Source organism: Vibrio sp. Of7-15 (assembly GCF_022347565.1).
Taxonomy (GTDB): domain Bacteria; phylum Pseudomonadota; class Gammaproteobacteria; order Enterobacterales; family Vibrionaceae; genus NORP241.
Map to the genome: position 1 here is coordinate 181,634 of NZ_JAKRGH010000003.1, position 19,721 is coordinate 201,354.

Consider the following 19,721-nt stretch of genomic DNA (forward strand, 5'->3'; position numbering starts at 1 on the left):
TCCTAACGCTATGTTTTATATGGATATTTCTATTTTTAAAGCGAATCACGTAGCTGATTTTTTGTAAAAAGTGCCGCCAGACAAACAACTATTGCGATAAAAAAGTTGGCGAAAATCAGCAGGTTGGCTTACACTTGTCGTTAGTTAGGATTAAGTATGACGTGTTTTAGTTCTAGCTAGATAGCTCTCGTGTTGCAGTGCAATATTGCAACGTTGTTTAACATAGCTTTGAGGGAAGTTCTATGGCGCTCACCAAGGCCGATTTGGCTGAGAACCTGTTTGAAACGCTCGGACTAAGCAAACGGGACGCCAAGGAAACGGTTGAAGTGTTTTTTGAAGAAGTTCGAAGAGCACTTGAAAATGGCGAACAAGTAAAACTATCAGGTTTTGGTAACTTTGACCTTCGTGATAAGAACCAACGACCTGGTCGTAACCCGAAGACAGGTGAAGACATACCTATTTCTGCGCGTCGCGTAGTTACATTCAGACCAGGGCAAAAATTAAAAGCTCGAGTTGAAAATATTAAAATCGAAAAATAGTTTATTTCGGTTATAAAAGATAAAGCCATATAGGGTCTCCCTGTGTGGCTTTTGTTTTTTTGAGACATTCATCCATATAACGGTCGTTACAATAATGTTGCTAAATAGTATAGTGCTGATGGTGAATACTATAAAATAGTTATTATTTGGAATTACAAACTATAAATCCTTTCACTATAGGTGGTTATCACTATTCTTTTATAGTTTGTGTAAGACATTACAAGGAGTAATGAATGTCTGTGGACTTGTTCAATGGTTCTTTCTTAGCCGCTACACTAAATATGGCAGCCGATATTCCTGCTCAAGAATGGCAACTTGATAGTGGTGCTAATGTCATTTTTCATGGTCGTGGAATACTTGAAATTATTCCGGCAGTGGCTGGTAATAAAGATCTTATCATTTCGACGGGGATTCATGGGGATGAAACTGGCCCAATGGAAATCACGGATCAATTAGTGATGGATGTGTTACAAGGTCACGTCGATCTGGCTCATCGTTGCCTTTTCATTATTGGTCACCCACAGGCAACCAATGCATTTACCCGCTTTATCGATGTAAACCTCAACCGCTTGTTTGATGGGGTTCAGCAAGAAACCAACCTAGAAACACAAATTGCTAATCAGTTACAAGGGTACGTGCGTAAGTTCTTTAGCTCATCATTAGAAAACCAAGAGTTATGGCACCTTGATTTACATAGCGCTATCCGTGATTCTGAGCATTATACTTTTGCTGTCAGCCCTTATACAAATAAAGCGACCCGCAGTGAGGAGCTTGCGTGCTTCTTACAAGAAGGCGAGGTAGAGGCGTTAATGTTATCAACTTCTCCATCACCGACTTTCAGTTGGTTCAGTGCGGAAAATTTTGCAGCGCAAGCATTAACAATGGAACTGGGTAGAGTAGCACCACTGGGTGAAAATAATTTGGATGAGCTAGCGGCGTTTTCGAAGGCTTTACGTAATCTAGTGTGTGTTCAACACGCAAGTGATACAAAGTGGGACGGAGATTCAGTTAAGGTTTATGAGGTCAGCAGAACATTAACGAAGCTAAGTAATGACTTTGCTTTAACCTTCCCAAATGATACCGCTAACTTCACGTATTTTTCAGAAAACACCTTATTGGCTACAGATGAGAATGGCATCTCTTATTCAGCGATTGAAGGTGGAGAAGCGGTTGTATTCCCAAATGCTAACGTAGCTATTAACCAAAGAGCTTGCTTATTAGTTAAACCCGTTTTAACTGAGTTCAATAGTGGGCAGTTAGTAGTAAAAGCGAAATAGCCTCACGATTGCTATATTTTGTTGGCAAAAGCAGCATAAAGAGAGGATGAGGGTGATCTTCTCTTTTCATTCAAGAACGTTACGAGTATGTTTATGGCAAATTCATCTCGTGATTAGACAATGCATTTTTCTCATCTCTTAAATCAAAAGCAGACAAAGTGGCGGCGTGCTTTTATCGTCTCATCCATTTTTCTATTTTTGATGGCTCTTCTTGCACTTTCCGTTGGCGAGTTGTTTATTTTTCCGCTTTCTCCACAAGGCGAATTAGAAAGTCAGCTATTGTACCAGTTAAGAATGCCAAGGCTGATTGCTGCCATTGTGATTGGTGCGGCGTTGGCGGTGTCAGGGGCTAGTTTACAAGTGTTACTGGGAAACCCATTAGCCGAGCCTGGGGTGCTAGGTATTTCAGGTGGTGCCAGCCTTGCTTTGGTTGTGTTGCTCTTTGTTCTTCCTGTTATCCCAAGCCCAGCACTTTCTATGATAGCAGCAATGTTAGGTGCACTATTTTTTACCATAATTTTGGTGGGGCTGGCGACAAAGTTACGTCTATCAACGTCGCGTACATTATTGGTTGGTGTGGCACTTGGTATCCTGTCGGGGGCTGTAGTGACCTGGGCATTTTATTTTAGCTCTGATCTAAACCTTAGATTATTAATGTATTGGTTAATGGGTAGTATCGGTGGTGTTAGTTGGCAACAGCTATCGGTGGTCGTGATCATGATCCCGGTTATTTTTTGGTTATGCCGTAAAGGAAAAAGCTTAGATCAACTGATGATGGGGGAGACCTATGCGAAGCAGTTAGGTCTTGATACAGACAAGCTACGGTGGCGTTTGATTATTGCGGTGTCGTTATTAGTGGGGGCGAGTGTTGCCTTAGCTGGCGTGATAGGTTTTATTGGGCTGGTGGTTCCTCACTTGTTGAGGTTGGCTTTTGGTACGGAAAACCGATTTTTATTGCCTTTATCTGCTATTGTTGGCGCGGCTTTATTGGTGTTTGCTGACACGCTAGCACGAGTTTTATTGCCTTCCGCTGAGTTACCCGTTGGTGTAATGACCACATCAATTGGCGCACCTATCTTTATATGGATGTTGTTGAAAAATCATGCTTGATGCTCAGAATATTGCTTTACCTCCCCGATTGATGCCACTGTCTATTCAGGTAAAGCCAGGTGAAATCCTTCATGTGATTGGGCCAAATGGAAGTGGTAAAAGTACCATGATCTCGTGCTTGTCAGGCTTAATATCTTGTGCGGGAGAGATTGAACTTGATGGTAAGCCACTAAATTCATTTTCTTTGGATGCACTGGCGTTTAAAAGGTGTTATTTATCTCAACAAGATAGGCCAGCTTTTTCGGTTACGGTCTATCATTATTTACATCTTTCAGTGTTAAACCCCAATATTAACCCGGAATTGTTATCACAAGTGGTCGCCCATATTACGGACGTGTTAGGCATTGCCGATAAACTCAACCGAACAATACATCAGCTTTCCGGTGGGGAGTGGCAACGAGTTCGGCTAGCTGGTGCATGTCTGCAAGTATGGCCAACACTTAATCCGGACTCTCGTTGGTTATTATTGGATGAACCCGCCGCTGCATTGGATGTTGGGCAAGAAGCAATGATGTATCAATTGATACGAGATGTTGCTCGGATGGGAATTGGTGTTGTGGTAGCAAACCATGATCTTAACCGGACACTGAATGAAGCTGATAGTGTTTTATTATTAAAACAAGGAGTCTGCCTTGGCGTGGGAAAACCGGATGAAATCATGACGGAAACACGCCTATCTGAGGTATTCAATACATCCGTTAAAAAAGTTCAGGTAGAAGGCAGGCCGTATCTTATTTTTGACCGCTCAATTTAATAACGCTTTGACTGTTATTGCACTCTATTACGGTGTACGGAGTGGACCATTTCGCAAGGAACCAGTATGACTGCACCAAGTTGGGATCTTACTATTGCTTATAAGAGCTTACACGATCCAAAGATTGAACAAGACATTACCCTAATTAATAAATGTTTAGAGCAACTTAATGACAATGCATCAAGGCTTGAAAGTGTTAATACGTTACAGCAAGCTCTGATCACCCGAGAAGCGGCCAGTACGTTATTGGCCACTATTAACGCCTTTGCTTCTTGTCATGCCTCTGTTGATGCATCTGATACCGAAGCCAAAGTGTTATCTAGCCGAATGGATAAGTTGGCTTCTGAGTTAGCGCAAGCATTTAGCCCATACCAAAATACACTGACTCATTGTGATATCGAATTCGTTGATCAAGTGCTCGCTTTAGACAGTGAAGTTGCGGCTCAAAGCTTTTTAATCCATGAAGAACGTAAGTTGGCGGATACTCGTCTAAGCGTAAAAGAAGAGCAGCTATTAACAGCCATGTCTGTTGATGGGCGTAATGCATGGGGCCGCTTATATAACAACGTAACAGGCTCAATGAAAGTTACTTTAGTGCTTAAAGACGGAACGACTGAAGAGCTAGGTTTATCTCAAGCGGCTAGTATTCTTTATGGGGGAGATAGTGAGCGCAGAGAACCGGCATGGCGTGCCATTCAAGAAGCAATGCAAGCAAATCAAGAGAGCTTTAGTGCAATCCTAAATGCGCTTGCAGGTTGGCGTTTAACTGAGTATGAAAAACGCAGCCATACTCGTGAACTGCACTTTTTAGAGCCAAGTTTACACGGTAGCCGTATTGAAAAAGCAACACTAGATAGCATGATTTCTGTTGCAAAAAAGAACGCGCATGTAGGGCAGAAAGCAGGCCGTTTAATGGCGAAGTTGTATGGCACATCGACATTAATGCCATGGGATCAATTGGCAGCAATGCCTGCTTTAGGCGATGGTGAAAGCAAAACTTATTCTTTTGATGAGGCGATCAGCATCATAAAAGAAGCGTTTACAGGTGTTGATCCTGAAATGGGAGAGTTTGTGGACATCATGGTTGAAAACAACTGGATTGATGCCGCTCCTCAGCCGAATAAACGTCTAGGTGCGTACTGTACGAAGTTTGCGGTAACACGAACGCCACTGGTCTTTATGACATGGGGCAACAGCATGTCCGATGTTTTAACATTAGCCCATGAACTTGGTCATGCTTTCCATAACTGGGTTATGAAAGACATGCCATTATGCCAAACACGCTACCCGATGACTTTGGCTGAAACCGCCTCTATTTTTGCAGAAAATGTTGTTCGTGATGCATTAATGGAAAAGGCAAATACAGATCAGCAGCGAATTGAGATGCTATGGGAAGAAGTCTCTTCTGCTTTAGCATTATTGATTAATATTCCAGTACGGTTTGAATTTGAAAGACAATTCTATGAGCAACGTAAAAATGGTGAGTTAAGTGCTGAACAGCTAAAAACCTTGATGTCTGAAACGTGGAAAGAGTGGTATGGTGATGCAATGGAACAGGCAGATGAAATGTTCTGGGCGAGTAAGCTTCACTTTAGTATTGCAGGCGTAAGCTTCTATAACTACCCATATTTATTTGGCTATTTATTCAGTAAAGGTGTGTATGCTCAGCGCGAAATGAAAGGCGCAAGTTTCTATAGTGATTATGTTGCTTTACTGCGTGATACTGGGCGAATGCCTGCTGAAGAAGTGGTGATGGAACATTTACAAATGGATCTTACTCAAGAAGCCTTTTGGCAGCAGAGCCTAGATATGGTGAGCGAGCAAATAGATCGTTTTGAGGTGTTACTAGAGTCGGCTAAATAGTCGAACTAGATATCGGAATAAAGAAGCCAATGTGGTTTACACATTGGCTTTTTATTAGAAGAGTCTATTAGTCACGGAAATTCGTGAACTGGAATGGTTGGCCGAAATCACCTTCACGTACTAAGGCCATAACCGCTTGCAGATCATCACGTTTTTTACCTGTGATACGAAGTTGATCACCTTGAATCGCAGCTTGAACCTTGATTTTAGATGCTTTGATTTCTTTAACTAACTTTTTCGCGATTAAAGAGTCAATACCTTGCTTGAATTCGATGTCTTGGTAGTAATTTTTACCAGAGTGAACAACGTCTTTCTCTTCCATTGCCCCTGCGTCAACACCACGTTTAGCAAGGTTACCACGTAGGATATCAACCATTTGTTTTAGCTGAAAATCATCTTCGGCGCCAAGTTTTACAACTTCACCTTTAAGTTCAAAACTTGCATCAACACCACGAAAGTCGAAACGAGTAGATAACTCACGAGTGGCGTTGTCTACGGAGTTTTTTAGTTCTACGTTATCAACTTCAGACACAATATCGAATGATGGCATGGTTTATTTCCTAAATAGATTTACAGTGAATATCACAGATTATAATCGAGTTTTTACGGCCGTAGATAACATATCTAACATGGTGATGGTGTCTTCCCAGTGAATACAAGGATCCGTCACCGATTGACCATATGTTAGGTTATCTAGGTTAGTTAATGGTTGATTACCCTCAAGAATAAAGCTTTCAGCCATAATACCAGCCACAAACTGGCTACCATTTGTAATTTGCTCACAGATGTCTTTAGCAACATCTAGCTGACGATGGTGCTGTTTTTGGCAGTTGGCGTGACTAAAGTCCACTACTAAGCGTTGAGGTAAATCAAATTCAGCAAGATTTTGGCAAGCTTGCTCTACAAACTCATTGCCGTAGTTTGGTGTTTTTCCACCACGAAGAATGACATGACCGAATGGGTTACCAGCAGTGCGGTAGACTGTCATACGACCTTGTTTGTCTGGCGAATAAAAGTAATGTGAGGCTTTAGAAGCACGGATCGCATCAATCGCGATTTTGGTATTACCATCAGTGCCGTTTTTAAAACCAACAGGGCATGACAATGCAGATGCCATTTCACGGTGGATTTGCGATTCAGTGGTACGTGCACCAATAGCACCCCAAGTGATCAAATCAGAAATGTACTGACCTGTGATCATATCAAGGAACTCGGTCGCAGTTGCTAACCCAAGTTTATTGATGTCTAGAAGTAGTTTACGTGCTTTGTGTAGACCTGTTTCTAGGGCATAGCTGCCATCTAAGTTTGGATCAGTGATTAACCCTTTCCAACCAACAACGGTACGAGGCTTTTCAAAGTAGGTACGCATGACAATGAAAAGTTCATTCTTATACTGTTCTTGGATAGAGGCGAGACGTTGTGCGTAATCAAGTGCCGCCTCAGTGTCATGGACTGAGCAGGGGCCGACAATGACCAATAAACGATTGTCTTGTCCAGTTAAAATGGCTTCAACCTGGCGGCGAGAATGAGCAATATGCTCGGCAACATCGTCGGTGAGCGGGTGGGTATTTTCAAGTTCAGCGGGTGTTGGCATTGGGCCTAATGGCTGAGTTCTTAATTCATCTGTTTTTAATGGCATAAAAGCGCCTATAATTTCTATCACTTTGATCTGCCTACGATAACGGAAATTGAGATAGGAATAAACTAAACCAATGAACTATGTCTAGGTTATTTAAGTAAATATTGGCTTTTGAAACGAAAATGTCTCTAGAAAGAGTATTTTTAAATTAACTTAAAAATACTCTTATTACGTATTTTCTTTCGTGTTGCTATTCAAATAATACTCTTTATCATGCGGAAAACCATTGACTAATAAGTGAGTGTATTCTGCGGCGGGCATGGGTTTATTGAATAAATAGCCTTGTAGATAGTCGCATTCCATTTCTAAGAGCTGACTGGCCTGTTGTGCGTTTTCTACGCCTTCAGCAACCACTTGTAAATTCAGCACTTTGGCCATGGTAATTATGGCAGAAACAATTTTTGCGTCTTTGGGGTGTTTGTCCATTTCGAAAATAAAGGTTCTATCAATCTTTAGTGTATTGAGCGGGAAGCGCTTTAAATACGCTAAAGAAGAGTAGCCAGTACCAAAGTCATCCATGGCGATGCTGATCCCCATTTTTCTTAGCTCTTTTAACGTTTCGGTATTGTGAGCTAAGTTATCCATCAATGCGCTTTCTGTGATTTCAAACTCAATATTACGGGGCCTGATGGCGTAATCAGAAAGGGCTTTTTGAATATGTTCGAGTAAGTCACGATCCCTAAATTGAATAACAGAAAGGTTTACGGCGACTTGCACGTCTTTAAAGCCTATTTTCTGCCATATTTTTATTTGCTTACAAGTATTACGAATAACCCATAAACCCAGAGGAATAATCAGGCCATTTTTTTCCATGGCTTCAATAAAATAGTGTGGGCCAAGTACGCCTTGGTCTGGGTGATTCCAGCGTACGAGAGCTTCCATTTTTGTGGGAATATTTGATGTAGGTGAATATTTTGCTTGGTAGTAAAGTTCAAACTCGTTGTTATCAACAGCAAGGCGGAGCTCTTTTTCAAGTTGCAAATTATATTCGGCTTGTGAGTTCATTTCTTCATGATAAAACGCAAAACAGTTTCTCCCGTGTTCTTTGGCTCGATACATGGCTACATCAGCGTTCTTGCTCAACTCTTTTATGTTACTGCCATCATCAGGGTAGTAGGCTAGGCCAATGCTGGTGGTGCAAATTACTTCTTGATTTTGAATTTGAAGGGGTAGTTTTAAGGCAGATAAAATTTTTCGTGCGACATTGGATAATGTATCTGGTGTGCTTAGGTTGTTTATGATGATAGTAAATTCATCGCCTCCCATTCGGGCAACCGTATCTGATTTTCTAACGCAGTGAGTTAAGCGTTTTGCTACTTCGATAAGAAGTTCGTCGCCTGCACTGTGGCCTAAAGTGTCATTGATGGCTTTGAAATTGTCGAGGTCTAAGAATAATACACCGAGTTTTAAATTATCCCTTTGGGCCTCTAAAATACTGTGCTCAAGCCGATCTTGAAACAACATTCGATTTGGTAGCCCTGTTAGAGAGTCATGGAAAGCCAGTTGGATTAAGCGTTGCTCATTGGCTTTTTTATCTGTGATATCGGAGAAAATACCAATATAGTGAGTCAGCTTTTGTTCTACATCCTGTAAGACAGAGAGGTTCATCATAATCGGGTACTGGGTTTTATCTGAGCGAATGCCTTCCAACTCGCCCTCCCAGTAGCCTTCTTTTTCAATCCTCTTGGTAATCGGATCAAATAGTTCATTAAACTGGCCTGTATAAAAGAATTGACTGGCTTTATGACCCACAGATTGCTCTCTGGAAAGGCCTGTTATTTTTTCAAAGGCTTGGTTTACATCGACAAGGTAATAATTTTTATCTGTCACCATAATGGCTTCAGATGCGAACTCAAAAACTCGGGAAATAAGGCGCATTCGGGTTTCAGCTTCTTTCTGTGCTGTAATGTCTCGAAAAACGACCACGGTACTTTTGAACCTGTTTTCCGAATAGACGGGTGAACAGCTTAAATCGATTAAACAAATTTGACCGCTGGCGTTAATTAGTTCTGCTTCTAGGCCGGAGAAATGCTGGGTAATATCGAGAGTTCCATCTGGGGAAAACAGTTTAAGCGTATGAGGACGAGTACTCGGGCAAGGCTGTAAAGAGAGTACCAAACTGTAGTGTTGGCCAAGCATATAATTTTCATCAAACCCTGTGATTATTGTGCCCAAGTTATTCACAAAGGTAATGCGACCAGAGTCATCAATGCCAAAAACCCCTTCCGTTACGTTGTTTAAAATGATTTTTTGAGATTGAGAGATAAGGGCTAATTTGTGCTCGGAAATGACTCGTAAATTTAATTCGCTTTTTAAATCATGTTGAGCCGATTGTATGGACTCACTCATTTGCCCCATGGTGTTGGCTAACACACCGATTTCATCATGGCCTTTGGGGGGGAGTGGGTAGTTATAGTTACCAGTACTTAGAGCTTTTGCGTAATCTTGGAGTTTGCTTAGGGGGATATTTATTGAACGGGAAAGTAAGTGGCCTAAAATGAGTGAAGAGAGCAGCACCAATATGTAGCATATGCCCGTAATGTACCAACTTAGCTCTAGGCTATCGTGAAATTCATGGTACTCTTCGAACAGCTCCTCACGTGTTTCGATGTGTAGGTCATTAATTTTTTCTCTGAGCAGGGCAGCAGATAAGTTCCAATCTTTAATGTGCGCTACTAACACCTCGTCTTTCGGGGGTACAGAAGACAAAATATCATCGTAAATAAGAATACTCAGGTGTTCGAGGACCAGTAACTCTTCAGAAAACTCTTTGATTTCATCCAACTCATCTTGTTCTCCTTGCAGGGCTTCTTCATGGCCTTCTGAAGCTTTAAAATCTAACTCAATGGCAGAAATCCATTCGGAGGTGGATTTTTGTAGGTTCGTTAACGAGAAATGACTTTTTTCGATGATACTTTCATTAACGTTAGTAGGGGCTGTTTGTAGTGCGAAGGAGTATTGATATAACAATTCTTGAAAATTGCTGATGACTTTTTCTAAGTTAATGGTGGCCTCAGCGGCTTTTTCAGTTTCCTTCATATTAATCAAGACTAATCGATCGACTTGCTTATGCGCATCGGTAATGAAGTACAGTTCAATTGCACCAATAATACCGACAAACACAGCAAGAAACGTAAAGCTACCAATTAATCGGGTTGTAATTTTCAATAGAGACCTCTTTAGATTGGTTCTATATGCTGGTTGGTATTATATTGAACATGATGTCTATCGATGTGCACGTATGTTAGCTTGATGAATTCGAACAATTTATTAAGTCTAGCAACCTTTTTTGTATCGTGGTGTTTTCAATAAGATGATGTGCTTAAAAAATGAAGGAACTTGAGTTGTTATGCTTGTCTTGTTGGTTTTTACTCGGTATGTTCGTTCAATATCAGAATAATAGTGATTTGTTGGGATGCATTTAAAGTTAGCTATGCACTCAATAAAATTGCACTGACTCTATAATTTAACTGTGGTGTTAATTTAGCGCCTTAGTGATTTTCGTCGTACTGGAGTAATAATGACGCAAACTATCCATACTGGTTTCTGCCAATCCGCAAGCTTGCCAGCTTTTTCCGATCCTATCGCTGATGCAACGAGTCTGTATGTTTCTTTATCTGGCCTTATTCAAGATCAGATCTTTTTTCACCCTAAAGCTGCTTTAGAATCAGAATCACTCTCGGAGTTAGATCGTCAAACGCTTCAGGCAATGGCTGCGATGGGTAACCCTGTTGAGTATTTTGTTGATGCATTAGTTAATGTCATTAAGACAGCAGTAGAGCCTCAGTATTCAACGGTGAAAGTGTGTTTGTCAGACAGTGATAGTCATGTCTTTGGTGCTTTGCTTGGCGGTACATTAGAGCAAGCCGAAGTAAACCCAGCGATGGGAGTGCGTGGTGTTTCTCGTTTTGCTTCAGATTCTTATTCCTCAAGCTTCTCTTTGGAGTGCGAGGTAATAAAGCGTTTACGAGCAGATGGTATTACTGTTGAAGTTGTGGTGCCATTTGTACGTTCGTTAAGTGATGCTGCAAAAATTATCGATCGCTTAGCAGAACAAGGTTTGCCTCGTGGTTTACATGGCTTAAAAGTGCTTTATGTTTGTGATGTACCAGCATCGGCATTAATGTCAGAAAAGCTGCTTCAATACTTTGATGGTTTGGTGGTGAACGTAGACCATTTAACCCAGTTTAGTTTAGGGCTCGATAAAGCAAATGAAGGCCTGATTAATTTATTTGATCCGGAGAACGAAGCGATTTTACACATTATCGCGACGGCGGCTAAATCAGCTTTGGCTGCAAACAAGCCAGTGCTGGTGGCGTCGGATGATTTAGTGAGTTACCCAAAACTGCAAGACTGGCTGATTGAAATTGGTGTAAAAGATGTCGTAGTGACGGCGTAACTTAATTGTTGATATTGCAGTATAAAATGGCGAGGGGATAACTCGCCATTTTTTATGGGGTCGATTTAGGAAGTGATCTCTTCTATATCAACAATTTTGGAACGGTTCATAATGACTTTCCAACGCTGAATTGATACGGAGTTATCTTCGTTAATTTCTTTCGTTATTAAGTTGATTAAGTGGCGTTTTTCAACAGCTTCTTTACTGACTTGCCCATCCTTTAAGCGATATATTTTTTGAGAGCCTTTTGCCATTAAGCGGGACATCGGCCTTAAATCAAACATTAAGGTTTCTCGGGTTTGCTCATATCCACTCATAAACTTGGTGGTTGCCATTCGTGTTTGGCTTTTGTAATGCAGAACCACTTCTTCTTTTTGTGACACCCGGCCTTTTCGTACTTTTTGGACATCTTGGCTTAAGTCGTTATAGCCTTTGTACTCTAGCCATTCGAGCTGGCGGCCAATTAATCGGTTGGTGGTCGGATCGGAAAATTGTTTACGCCACTTTGGTTTTCCTTTACGTAGCCAGCTCCACATGGCATCACGTAAATCATCTTTAAAGATTTCGCGCATGGCATAAAGGATCGACATAGCAATAATGAACGAGGCGGTAATTTCACCTAAAAAGCCTCTGGCTTGAATTGCTGTTATGGTCACAAACACCATGACAATGCCCGTCGCACCGCCTTTTACCGCGCGTTTCATGTTTTTTCCCATGATGATGGTTTTTTCTTTCATGGTGACAGGGAATTCGATCAGGCGGCGTAACAGTCGCATTTTATTCGACATGCGTGTTGCGTCATTACGCGCTTTTTTGGAGTTATAACTTTTTTCTATTCGGTGCTGGGTTTCTCTTTCACATACTGTGATTAACCGCGCTTTTATTTCAGCATAATCTTGGTTTCTCGGTAGGTGAGCCACCAAAGAGAGAAAGCGCTGCTCTGTAAACCACGAAAGGTAGTTATCGATATTGGCATAATAACGCTTGAGCTGATCATCGTATGGGACGCTACGGCGGAGTCGTTTTAAAATGTCCAATGCAAGTTCGATGGCATCTTCAATTTCTGTGGTTGTAATGTCTTCACGATCAGTTTCATTTAACTGCTCGACGGCTTTTTCTAGCGCAATGGCGTATTGGTAAGCGTATAAACTCAAACTTAGACGATACTGTTCAGAAGAGAGGCGGCCACGTTGTGCCAAGCGGCTGTGAACCAAAGGGAGTAGGGTTTTGTCACTATAATAAGTGCGTTTTCCCACAATGGAGCTGTAGTAGAACTCGGATTCAGAAATAATATCGGAGCTTATTCCTAACTCTCCGGGAATAAAAAGGTAGATATCAAGATCGCGATCTTTCGATTCTTGAATTACATGAGATATCTTAAGTGACAAACCTTCTTTTTTTTCTACTGTTATCACGTAGTTGCTTTCCTGCCAGTGCCTAATAAAAGTGTAGGGTGATTTTAACTGCATTTTTGTCGATTAATGCAAAAAAAAGTTTGTTTGCTTAATAAGTAGCCATTTTTATTTGTATCATTAGCAGCAAGGATGACAGAGATCACGTATAATGGGCTTTCATTGTTGTCTGAACGATTCATAAGAGTGGATAAATCGGGTAATAATGATCTTCGTTAATACACCCACATTATATTTTGAGAAGTAGGACAATGATTAAAATTGGTCAAATCAACACATTAGAAGTCGTCAAGAAAGTAGATTTCGGGGTCTTCCTTGATGGTGATGATTACGGAAACATCCTTCTTCCTGCCCGTAACGTTCCAAAAAACACTGAAGTTGGTGATAAAGTTGAGGCTTTTCTATTTTTTGATTCAGAAAATGAAATCGTAGCAACGACAGAAACACCCCTAGCTCAAGTTGGTGAGTGGGCAGTGATGAAAGTGGTTGGCTTAAATAGCATTGGTGCGTTTGTTGATTGGGGCATTACGAAAAAAGACTTACTAATCCCATTCAGTGAGCAATTAGGTCGCTTTAAAGAAGGCCAATCAATCTTGGTTTATGTGTACACTGACAAAGCCTCAGGTCGAATTGTTGGTACTACTAAGTTCAACAAATGGTTAGACAATACACCAGCGACTTATAAAAAAGATGAACAAGTTGATTTACTGATTGCTGAGATCACCGACCTTGGCTTTAAAGCGATCATTAATGGTCAGCACTGGGGTCTATTATTTAAAACGGAATCTTTCGGTAAGCTGTTTGTTGGTAAAAAGCTAAAAGGTTACATTAAGACTGTGCGTGAAGATGGTAAGATTGATTTGTCTTTACAGCGTCAAGGTAAGGCTAAAATGGATGATTTGAGTGATAAAATCATCACCGCTTTGGAAAAGAAAGACGGTTTTATCCCTGTTAGTGACAAATCTTCGCCAGATGAAATTTTTGCAGTTTTTCGTACCAGTAAAGGGACCTTTAAGAAAACCATTGGTGGCTTGTATAAGCAGGGGTTAATTACCATTGAACGTGAAGGTATTCGCTTAGTCGACAAGTCGTAGTTGCTCTGCATATCCTGTTTGATAAAGCTCAGTATTTACTGGGCTTTTTTGTTATCAGAGGAAAGTGAAGAGATGACTCGTAGGCATAAAAATAGCCCGCAACTACTCCTGTCACGGGCTTAGGGGAATGGCTCACGAAGAGCCTTGCGCTAACTGTTAGTAAAATGGAGATCAATTACTCTTTCAGATTAGTACAAGCTCTATTATTGTCCAGTTTGCTTATAGATAAAATTGTAATTAACTTATTTGTCGAATAAGTTGGTGTCTCTTACTCGTTCTCGGGGGAGGCCATTTTTAATACGATTACCGACCCATTTACCAAGTCCGATAACGTCTCCTAGGTAAGTTACGATAACTTCACCTTTACCTACATTTTCCGGGCGTACATCTCGGCCCATATACCATTCACGGGCATGTTCAGCACTGAGTTCAACGCAGTTTGATTCTTTACCAGTTGCAATGGCGCATACTGCTTCATGTTGCCAGCGGAAGCCTTTTTTGTGCTGCTCTGCTAATTTCACACCAATGCGATCTAAGCGGATATTACCAATTAATGGAATTAACGCGGTAGGGAAGAGCCACACTTCTTTGTCACGTAACCAGATTTGGCTGGTCTCAGGCAGTTCTAAGTCCAATGTTGTTTTTAAGCTAGTTTGGATCTCTTGTACTGTTTTATTTGTCGCAGCTTCAAATGGAAATTTACCTAAACGCTTTTTGACTTTTGGTGGTTCAACAGAACTTAGCTTTTTCATTTTTGCGACAAAAAAGCCTTCACTATCAAAAATCTGTGGGAAGATATGCAAGAAGCCTTCTTCAGTACAGGCTTGCTCAGCATTCTCAAATAAATGGTTCAGTGGCTCAAACTCAACGGCATCACCAAAGGTTTCTTTTAGGTGATGGCAAACCTGTTGGTTTTCCTCAAGGTTTAAAGTACACGTTGAATAAACTAATACACCTCCAGGCTTTAAAGCATGAAAAGCACTTTCGATTAACCCTTTTTGCACTTCAGCGATTTCTGCTGCTGATTCGGTACTCCAGTTATTCATGGCATCTGGGTCTTTACGGATAGTACCTTCTCCAGAACACGGTGCATCTAACAGAACGGAATCGAAAGTTTCTGGTAGCCAGCCACCAAATACATGACCATCGAAATGGGTCAGGGCTGCATTGTGAACACCACAACGTTGTACATTCGAGCACAATACTTTTACGCGGCTGGCCGAAAATTCATTGGCGACTAGACCACCTTGGTTATTCATCGCGGCAGCAATTTGCGTGGTTTTGGAGCCTGGTGCAGCGGCCATGTCCAACACGGTATGCAGTTGCTCGTTATTGTCGATTAGTGCTGTTACTGGCATCATCGAGCTGGCTTCTTGAATATAAAAAAGCCCCGCCATGTGTTCTGCGGTATTACCTAACGGAGCGTCATCCTCTTCAGGTCGGTCTAACCAAAAACCAGTCTCACACCATGGAACCGGGGTTAAGACCCAATTTTTTTCTGCCATACGGGCAATGAATGCTTCGACGCTAATCTTTAACGTGTTAACACGAATGCTACGACGAAGAGGGCGTTTACAAGCTGCGATAAAATCATCCATATTCAAATTGTTAGGCATGATTTCTTCAATTTGCTTTAAGAACAGCTCAGGCAGAATAATATTTGGGTGCAAGGTGGGATCTCGGTTGGTTTCAGTGGGGCGAGAGTTTATAACAAAGCGGAAAGATAATCGAGAACGTGTTTTTTGTTTTGAAATATAAAAAATGCGACTCAAAAGCCGCATTTTTATTCTTTATCTAGAAAAGGTTATTCTTTATTCGGATTCGGAATGGCAGTTCGCCATTCTTTCCATTCTGGCTCTGGCTTAGCGTGAAGTAAGAAGTTATCACCCATTTGAGCTTTTGGCAGTAATGGCTGTGTATTTGGTGTTGCAAAGGCAATTCCACCACGAAGAATACTGTCCATTGTCCCAGCCTGAACCGTTGCACCTGTTATGCCAATGGCAACATTCACCCCAGATACATTCCAAAAAATGGTGTTTTCACGGATGAGGTAAGCATAATCATCATTCATATAAAAAGTAATTAAGACGCGATCAGATAAGTTACCTAATTCAATGTGAGAAACTTGGCCTACTTCTATGTCTCGGTATAAGATTGGTGTTCCAACTGTCACTGATGCACGGTGCTCACTTTCTAGAATAAAGGTGGATTTATTTTCAGTGCGCGGTTGTGTATTTAAGGGGAATACGGCTTGTTTCTGGCCAGCACCCGGCGCAACACGAACATAAGAGCCCAGTAAAGAGTCTAAGTTTTTTGCACCAGACGTTGTTATCTGTGGTGTCACTAACCAAAAGTGGCTGCCATTACGAGCAACTTCTGGTGCGTATTCTGGAAATAAACGGGCTTGAGCTTCTAGCATTCCAGTTTTGAAATTCGGCATGATACGGGTCACTTCACCCACTTTTATACCTTGATACTTTATGGCCATGCCTTTGGCTATACTGCTGTCGCCAGCTGCTTTTAAGGTGATTAATTTTCCAAATTGTTGTGCTTCTTTCATGCTGGAATAGAGCTTCCAACGTTTGCCTATTTTATTTTCAACCCCCGCGATTTGATCAAATGCTATCCCGCCTTTAACAAGAGAAGCAAGGGGCTGACTTTTAACACTCAGGCCGCTTAAGCTTGCATCAATTTCGATGCCAGAGTGATTCCAGAAAACGGTATTGGATTTAATGAGGTGGATGTATCGGTTTTCCACTTTCACTTTTATCACCATACCACTTTGAGTCAGTGAGTAGCTTTCTACCATACCTACTGGCAAGTTACGGTAAAGCAGAGGGGAGCCTTCATTTACCGCTGGCAGTTCTGGTGCCAATAACGAAATGGTTTTACTGCCCGTTGCTTTTAGCTCTGCCAGTTCAGCCAGTGCTTGGGTTTGGAAAAGTGTATAAGAAGGTTGTGCTTTTTGTTCCCCCTCACTGGTAAAGCTGATTGAGCCTGTTAATAGCTGTTTAGCGGGAGGAATAGTGACATTTAAACCCGCTCCAGTAAATTCCGCTTTTGCGCTGCCAGTGACAAAAAAGCGGTTATTGGATTTGATGAGTTCTTTGTATTCTGGGCTGACTAATACATCAAAATGGACTTTTTCTTTGATAAGGGCAACACGTGTGATGGAGCCAACGGCAATACCACGGTAGAGCACATTTGTACCGGGAGTTAAACCAAACGAAGCATCCGCAATCAGGGAAACCAATAACGTCCCCGGTTTTTCACGCTCTAAATCATCGTTTCTAATAGCGGTAAAGGTTCGGCTTTTGTCACCAGTACCGGGAACCAAAGTTAAGAAATTCCCTCGAACTAAGTTGCTGACGTTTTTAATTCCGGCCAGAGAGACTTTTGCTTCTTCCAGAACAAAGCGAGATCCCATGTTAAGCATGTCGCTAAAGCTAGGCTCAATAGAGGCATACGCGATGATCTGATCTCGTTCATCACTTAATTCAAGATCGGTGATCTGGCCAACTTCCAATCCTCGATACATGATGGGCGCGCCGCCGGGGCTGACTTGGTTATTATCAGGTAAAAGGATTTTTATTGGTATGCCTCGACCAGCGGTTTTTACATTCGGGTAGAGTTTAAATTCTTGGTTATTCGAGACGGCTTCACCATCGTCAGGGGAATCAACAGCAATAGCACCGCCTAAAAGAGCGGATAGACTTTCAAATTGCACGTCTAAGCCATTAAAGCCAATGTTAGCCCCAATACCACTGACGTTCCAAAAACGGCTTTGTGTTGTGATTAAATGGGCGTATTTTTTTTGGATAAGTGTATGAATGATGACAGAGTCATTCTTATCATCCAGCTCATAATTGTAAACTTCACCAATCGGAATTTTTTTATAAATGATGGTTGAGCCTACAGAGACCGAGCCTAAATCATCAGAGCGCAGTGATACGATTAAGCCTTCTTGGGCGGGGGTATCTGCTGGTGGCCCATCTAAAGCTGTGAACTGTGTTTCCGCTTCCCCTTCACCGGGTTGAATCGCAATGTAGTTACCAGATACCAGTGCATCGAGACCAGAAATACCCGTTAATGAGGCTTTGGGTTTGACTAACCAAAAACGCGTTCCGGTATTTAAAATTTGTGCAGCCTCGGGGTAAATATCGGCATCCACATAAATACTACTCAGATCTTCAGATAGGGTAATGTCGCGTACCATACCCACTTCGAGTCCTTGATAACGAATCGTAGTTCGCCCTGCGACTAAGCCTTGAGCATCTGCAAAATAGATTTGAACGCGTTGCCCAGCTTCATTGAGTGCTTTATAGACGAGCCAGCCAGCTAAGGAAAAGGCTAATAAAGGTAATAACCATAATGGCGAAATCCCCCGATCGCGGCGAATTTCAACAGAAGGGGTTTTGTCATCAATTTCGTTTTGGTTGCTCATAGTTATCCCAAATCAAGCGAGAGTCTAAGCTTTCAGCGGCTAGCATAGTCAAAAGAACCACCAGCCCAAAGGCAATGGCCCCTGGTCCAGGTGTAAAGTCTAAAATCTGTCCTCGGTCTATTAGTGTCATCATGATAGATATGACAAACAGATCCATAACGGACCATTTACCGATCCATTTAACAGCAAAGTAAATGATCATTCGCTGGCGATGGTAGAGGCGGCGCTTAATGCGAATGCAGAAAAGAATGTATGTGAGCCCAAGGATTTTGGCGACAGGAACAATAATGCTGGCCACAAAGATAATAATGGCAATGCCTGTCATGTCATTTTTTATTAGGCCTGCGACACCAGAGAAGATCGTATCTTCAAGGCGTTTACCGTTCGTTAATAAAATAGAGATAGGGTACAAGTTAGCAGGCAATACAAAAACGGCAGCAGCAATAAGGTAAGCCCACGTTTTCTGCAGGGAACGCGGAGCTCGTTTATATAAAGGGGAATGGCAACGAGCACAATGATGGCCTGGAGGCTGAGACAAATGGCAGTGTTTACAATGTAACGAATCTTCAGTACACCCATGCGGTGTTTGTTCTTCCCAAGCTTCCCAATAACGTCTGACACTCACTCGGGTGAGGAGTAAGGAAGTCATCAGTTGCAGCAACACAAGACCAAGTAAACCTGAGCCAACAAAGATATCAGCATGATCTTGAACTTTAAAACAAGCGATACCAAAGCTGACTAAAAATACATCCAGCATTACCCAAGCTTTAAAGTGTTGTAATACCCATAAAGAGTACTTGAAGGGCAAGAACTTTTTCTTAGCTAGTGCCCATTGAGCGGTCACCACAGAGCCACACAATAGTAAAGGGGCGATGGAGCTGCAAAATAAGATTAATAAGCCTAAAAAAGGGAAACCTTCCTTCATTAAGGTGATCGTACCAGAAGGCAAGGTTGCGGGGATCATGACCCCGAATAGCTTTATGGTGATTAAAGGAAAAAAGTGAGAGGGGATAAATAGCAGTAAACACGCAATGGCGATGGCAAGTTCGCCAGAAAAGCGACTTGAGCCCCCTCTATATAATTGACTATTACAGCGAGGGCAATAAGCACTGTAGCCACGTTTAGCAGCTACAGACGTTAAGGGTAGATCACAACCAGGGCATAGCCGCGCAGTACGGATCTTCATACTC

The 19,721-nt window shown here is 41.8% G+C and carries 14 protein-coding genes; 7 read left to right on the top strand and 7 right to left on the bottom strand.

From position 1 onward, the window contains the following. The first annotated feature begins 242 nt into the window (after nt 1-242). The 5 genes from ihfA to MHO82_RS05450 all read left to right on the top strand — a co-directional run bounded on the left by ihfA (nt 243) and on the right by MHO82_RS05450 (nt 5,543). Nucleotides 243-539 carry an integration host factor subunit alpha gene (ihfA, locus tag MHO82_RS05430; RefSeq protein ID WP_239182839.1) on the top strand — a complete coding sequence of 99 codons (297 nt, stop codon included), beginning with the start codon at nt 243-245 and terminating at the stop codon, nt 537-539. Nucleotides 540-772: 233 nt separating this feature from the next. Next, nucleotides 773-1,816: a succinylglutamate desuccinylase gene (locus tag MHO82_RS05435; protein ID WP_239182840.1), complete on the top strand. Its 1,044-nt coding sequence runs from the start codon at nt 773-775 to the stop codon at nt 1,814-1,816. A 120-nt stretch (nt 1,817-1,936) separates the two neighbouring features. Next, entirely contained in the window at nt 1,937-2,926 is a 990-nt protein-coding gene (gene btuC / locus MHO82_RS05440) for a vitamin B12 ABC transporter permease BtuC (RefSeq protein ID WP_239182841.1), read from the top strand. After that, entirely contained in the window at nt 2,916-3,680 is a 765-nt protein-coding gene (btuD, locus tag MHO82_RS05445) for a vitamin B12 ABC transporter ATP-binding protein BtuD (protein WP_239182992.1), read from the top strand. Before btuC ends, btuD begins: the two co-directional genes overlap by 11 nt. Nucleotides 3,681-3,746: 66 nt before the next feature. Then, nucleotides 3,747-5,543 carry a M3 family oligoendopeptidase gene (locus MHO82_RS05450; RefSeq protein WP_239182842.1) on the top strand — a complete coding sequence of 599 codons (1,797 nt, stop codon included), beginning with the start codon at nt 3,747-3,749 and terminating at the stop codon, nt 5,541-5,543. Nucleotides 5,544-5,610: 67 nt separating this feature from the next. Here MHO82_RS05450 and MHO82_RS05455 read toward each other — a convergent pair whose 3' ends face one another. The 3 genes from MHO82_RS05455 to MHO82_RS05465 form a co-directional block, all read right to left on the bottom strand. Further along, complete coding sequence (locus tag MHO82_RS05455) at nt 5,611-6,093, bottom strand: YajQ family cyclic di-GMP-binding protein (RefSeq protein ID WP_239182843.1); 483 nt, start codon at nt 6,091-6,093, stop codon at nt 5,611-5,613. 39 nt (nt 6,094-6,132) lie between these two features. Continuing rightward, on the bottom strand, nt 6,133-7,182 hold the full coding sequence (locus MHO82_RS05460) for a 3-deoxy-7-phosphoheptulonate synthase (RefSeq protein WP_239182844.1): 1,050 nt from the start codon (nt 7,180-7,182) through the stop codon (nt 6,133-6,135). Nucleotides 7,183-7,350: 168 nt separating this feature from the next. Next, entirely contained in the window at nt 7,351-10,350 is a 3,000-nt protein-coding gene (locus MHO82_RS05465; RefSeq protein WP_239182845.1) for an EAL domain-containing protein, read from the bottom strand. Between the two features lie 352 nt (nt 10,351-10,702). Between MHO82_RS05465 and MHO82_RS05470 the strand changes: the two genes are divergently transcribed. Next, nucleotides 10,703-11,581 carry a putative PEP-binding protein gene (locus MHO82_RS05470; protein WP_239182846.1) on the top strand — a complete coding sequence of 293 codons (879 nt, stop codon included), beginning with the start codon at nt 10,703-10,705 and terminating at the stop codon, nt 11,579-11,581. 65 nt (nt 11,582-11,646) lie between these two features. On the opposite strand, the gene MHO82_RS05475 is transcribed toward MHO82_RS05470, so the two are convergent. After that, nucleotides 11,647-12,996, bottom strand: coding sequence for a hypothetical protein (locus tag MHO82_RS05475; RefSeq protein ID WP_239182847.1), 1,350 nt, complete (start codon nt 12,994-12,996; stop codon nt 11,647-11,649). Nucleotides 12,997-13,244: 248 nt separating this feature from the next. Here MHO82_RS05475 and MHO82_RS05480 point away from each other — a divergent pair, with 248 nt between their 5' ends. Further along, on the top strand, nt 13,245-14,087 hold the full coding sequence (locus MHO82_RS05480; RefSeq protein WP_239182848.1) for a S1-like domain-containing RNA-binding protein: 843 nt from the start codon (nt 13,245-13,247) through the stop codon (nt 14,085-14,087). Nucleotides 14,088-14,329: 242 nt separating this feature from the next. On the opposite strand, the gene rsmF is transcribed toward MHO82_RS05480, so the two are convergent. The 3 genes from rsmF to MHO82_RS05495 all read right to left on the bottom strand — a co-directional run bounded on the left by rsmF (nt 14,330) and on the right by MHO82_RS05495 (nt 19,717). Beyond that, nucleotides 14,330-15,757, bottom strand: coding sequence for a 16S rRNA (cytosine(1407)-C(5))-methyltransferase RsmF (gene rsmF, locus MHO82_RS05485; RefSeq protein ID WP_239182993.1), 1,428 nt, complete (start codon nt 15,755-15,757; stop codon nt 14,330-14,332). A gap of 134 nt (nt 15,758-15,891) precedes the next feature. After that, on the bottom strand, nt 15,892-18,531 hold the full coding sequence (locus tag MHO82_RS05490; protein WP_239182849.1) for an MlaD family protein: 2,640 nt from the start codon (nt 18,529-18,531) through the stop codon (nt 15,892-15,894). Next, nucleotides 18,509-19,717, bottom strand: a complete 1,209-nt coding sequence (locus MHO82_RS05495; RefSeq protein WP_239182994.1) for a paraquat-inducible protein A — start codon at nt 19,715-19,717, stop codon at nt 18,509-18,511. The genes MHO82_RS05490 and MHO82_RS05495 overlap by 23 nt, the downstream gene beginning before the upstream one ends. Between the last annotated feature and the right edge of the window lie 4 nt (nt 19,718-19,721).

Excerpts from the sequence above, each read along its gene's own strand:
- ihfA (WP_239182839.1), top strand. The coding sequence starts at position 243 with ATGGCGCTCACCAAGGCCGATTTGGCTGAGAACCTGTTTGAAACGCTC.
- MHO82_RS05435 (WP_239182840.1), top strand. The coding sequence starts at position 773 with ATGTCTGTGGACTTGTTCAATGGTTCTTTCTTAGCCGCTACACTAAAT.
- btuC (WP_239182841.1), top strand. The coding sequence starts at position 1,937 with ATGCATTTTTCTCATCTCTTAAATCAAAAGCAGACAAAGTGGCGGCGT.
- MHO82_RS05450 (WP_239182842.1), top strand. The coding sequence starts at position 3,747 with ATGACTGCACCAAGTTGGGATCTTACTATTGCTTATAAGAGCTTACAC.
- MHO82_RS05455 (WP_239182843.1), bottom strand. The coding sequence starts at position 6,093 with ATGCCATCATTCGATATTGTGTCTGAAGTTGATAACGTAGAACTAAAA.
- MHO82_RS05460 (WP_239182844.1), bottom strand. The coding sequence starts at position 7,182 with ATGCCATTAAAAACAGATGAATTAAGAACTCAGCCATTAGGCCCAATG.
- MHO82_RS05470 (WP_239182846.1), top strand. The coding sequence starts at position 10,703 with ATGACGCAAACTATCCATACTGGTTTCTGCCAATCCGCAAGCTTGCCA.
- MHO82_RS05480 (WP_239182848.1), top strand. The coding sequence starts at position 13,245 with ATGATTAAAATTGGTCAAATCAACACATTAGAAGTCGTCAAGAAAGTA.
- MHO82_RS05490 (WP_239182849.1), bottom strand. The coding sequence starts at position 18,531 with ATGAGCAACCAAAACGAAATTGATGACAAAACCCCTTCTGTTGAAATT.
- MHO82_RS05495 (WP_239182994.1), bottom strand. The coding sequence starts at position 19,717 with ATGAAGATCCGTACTGCGCGGCTATGCCCTGGTTGTGATCTACCCTTA.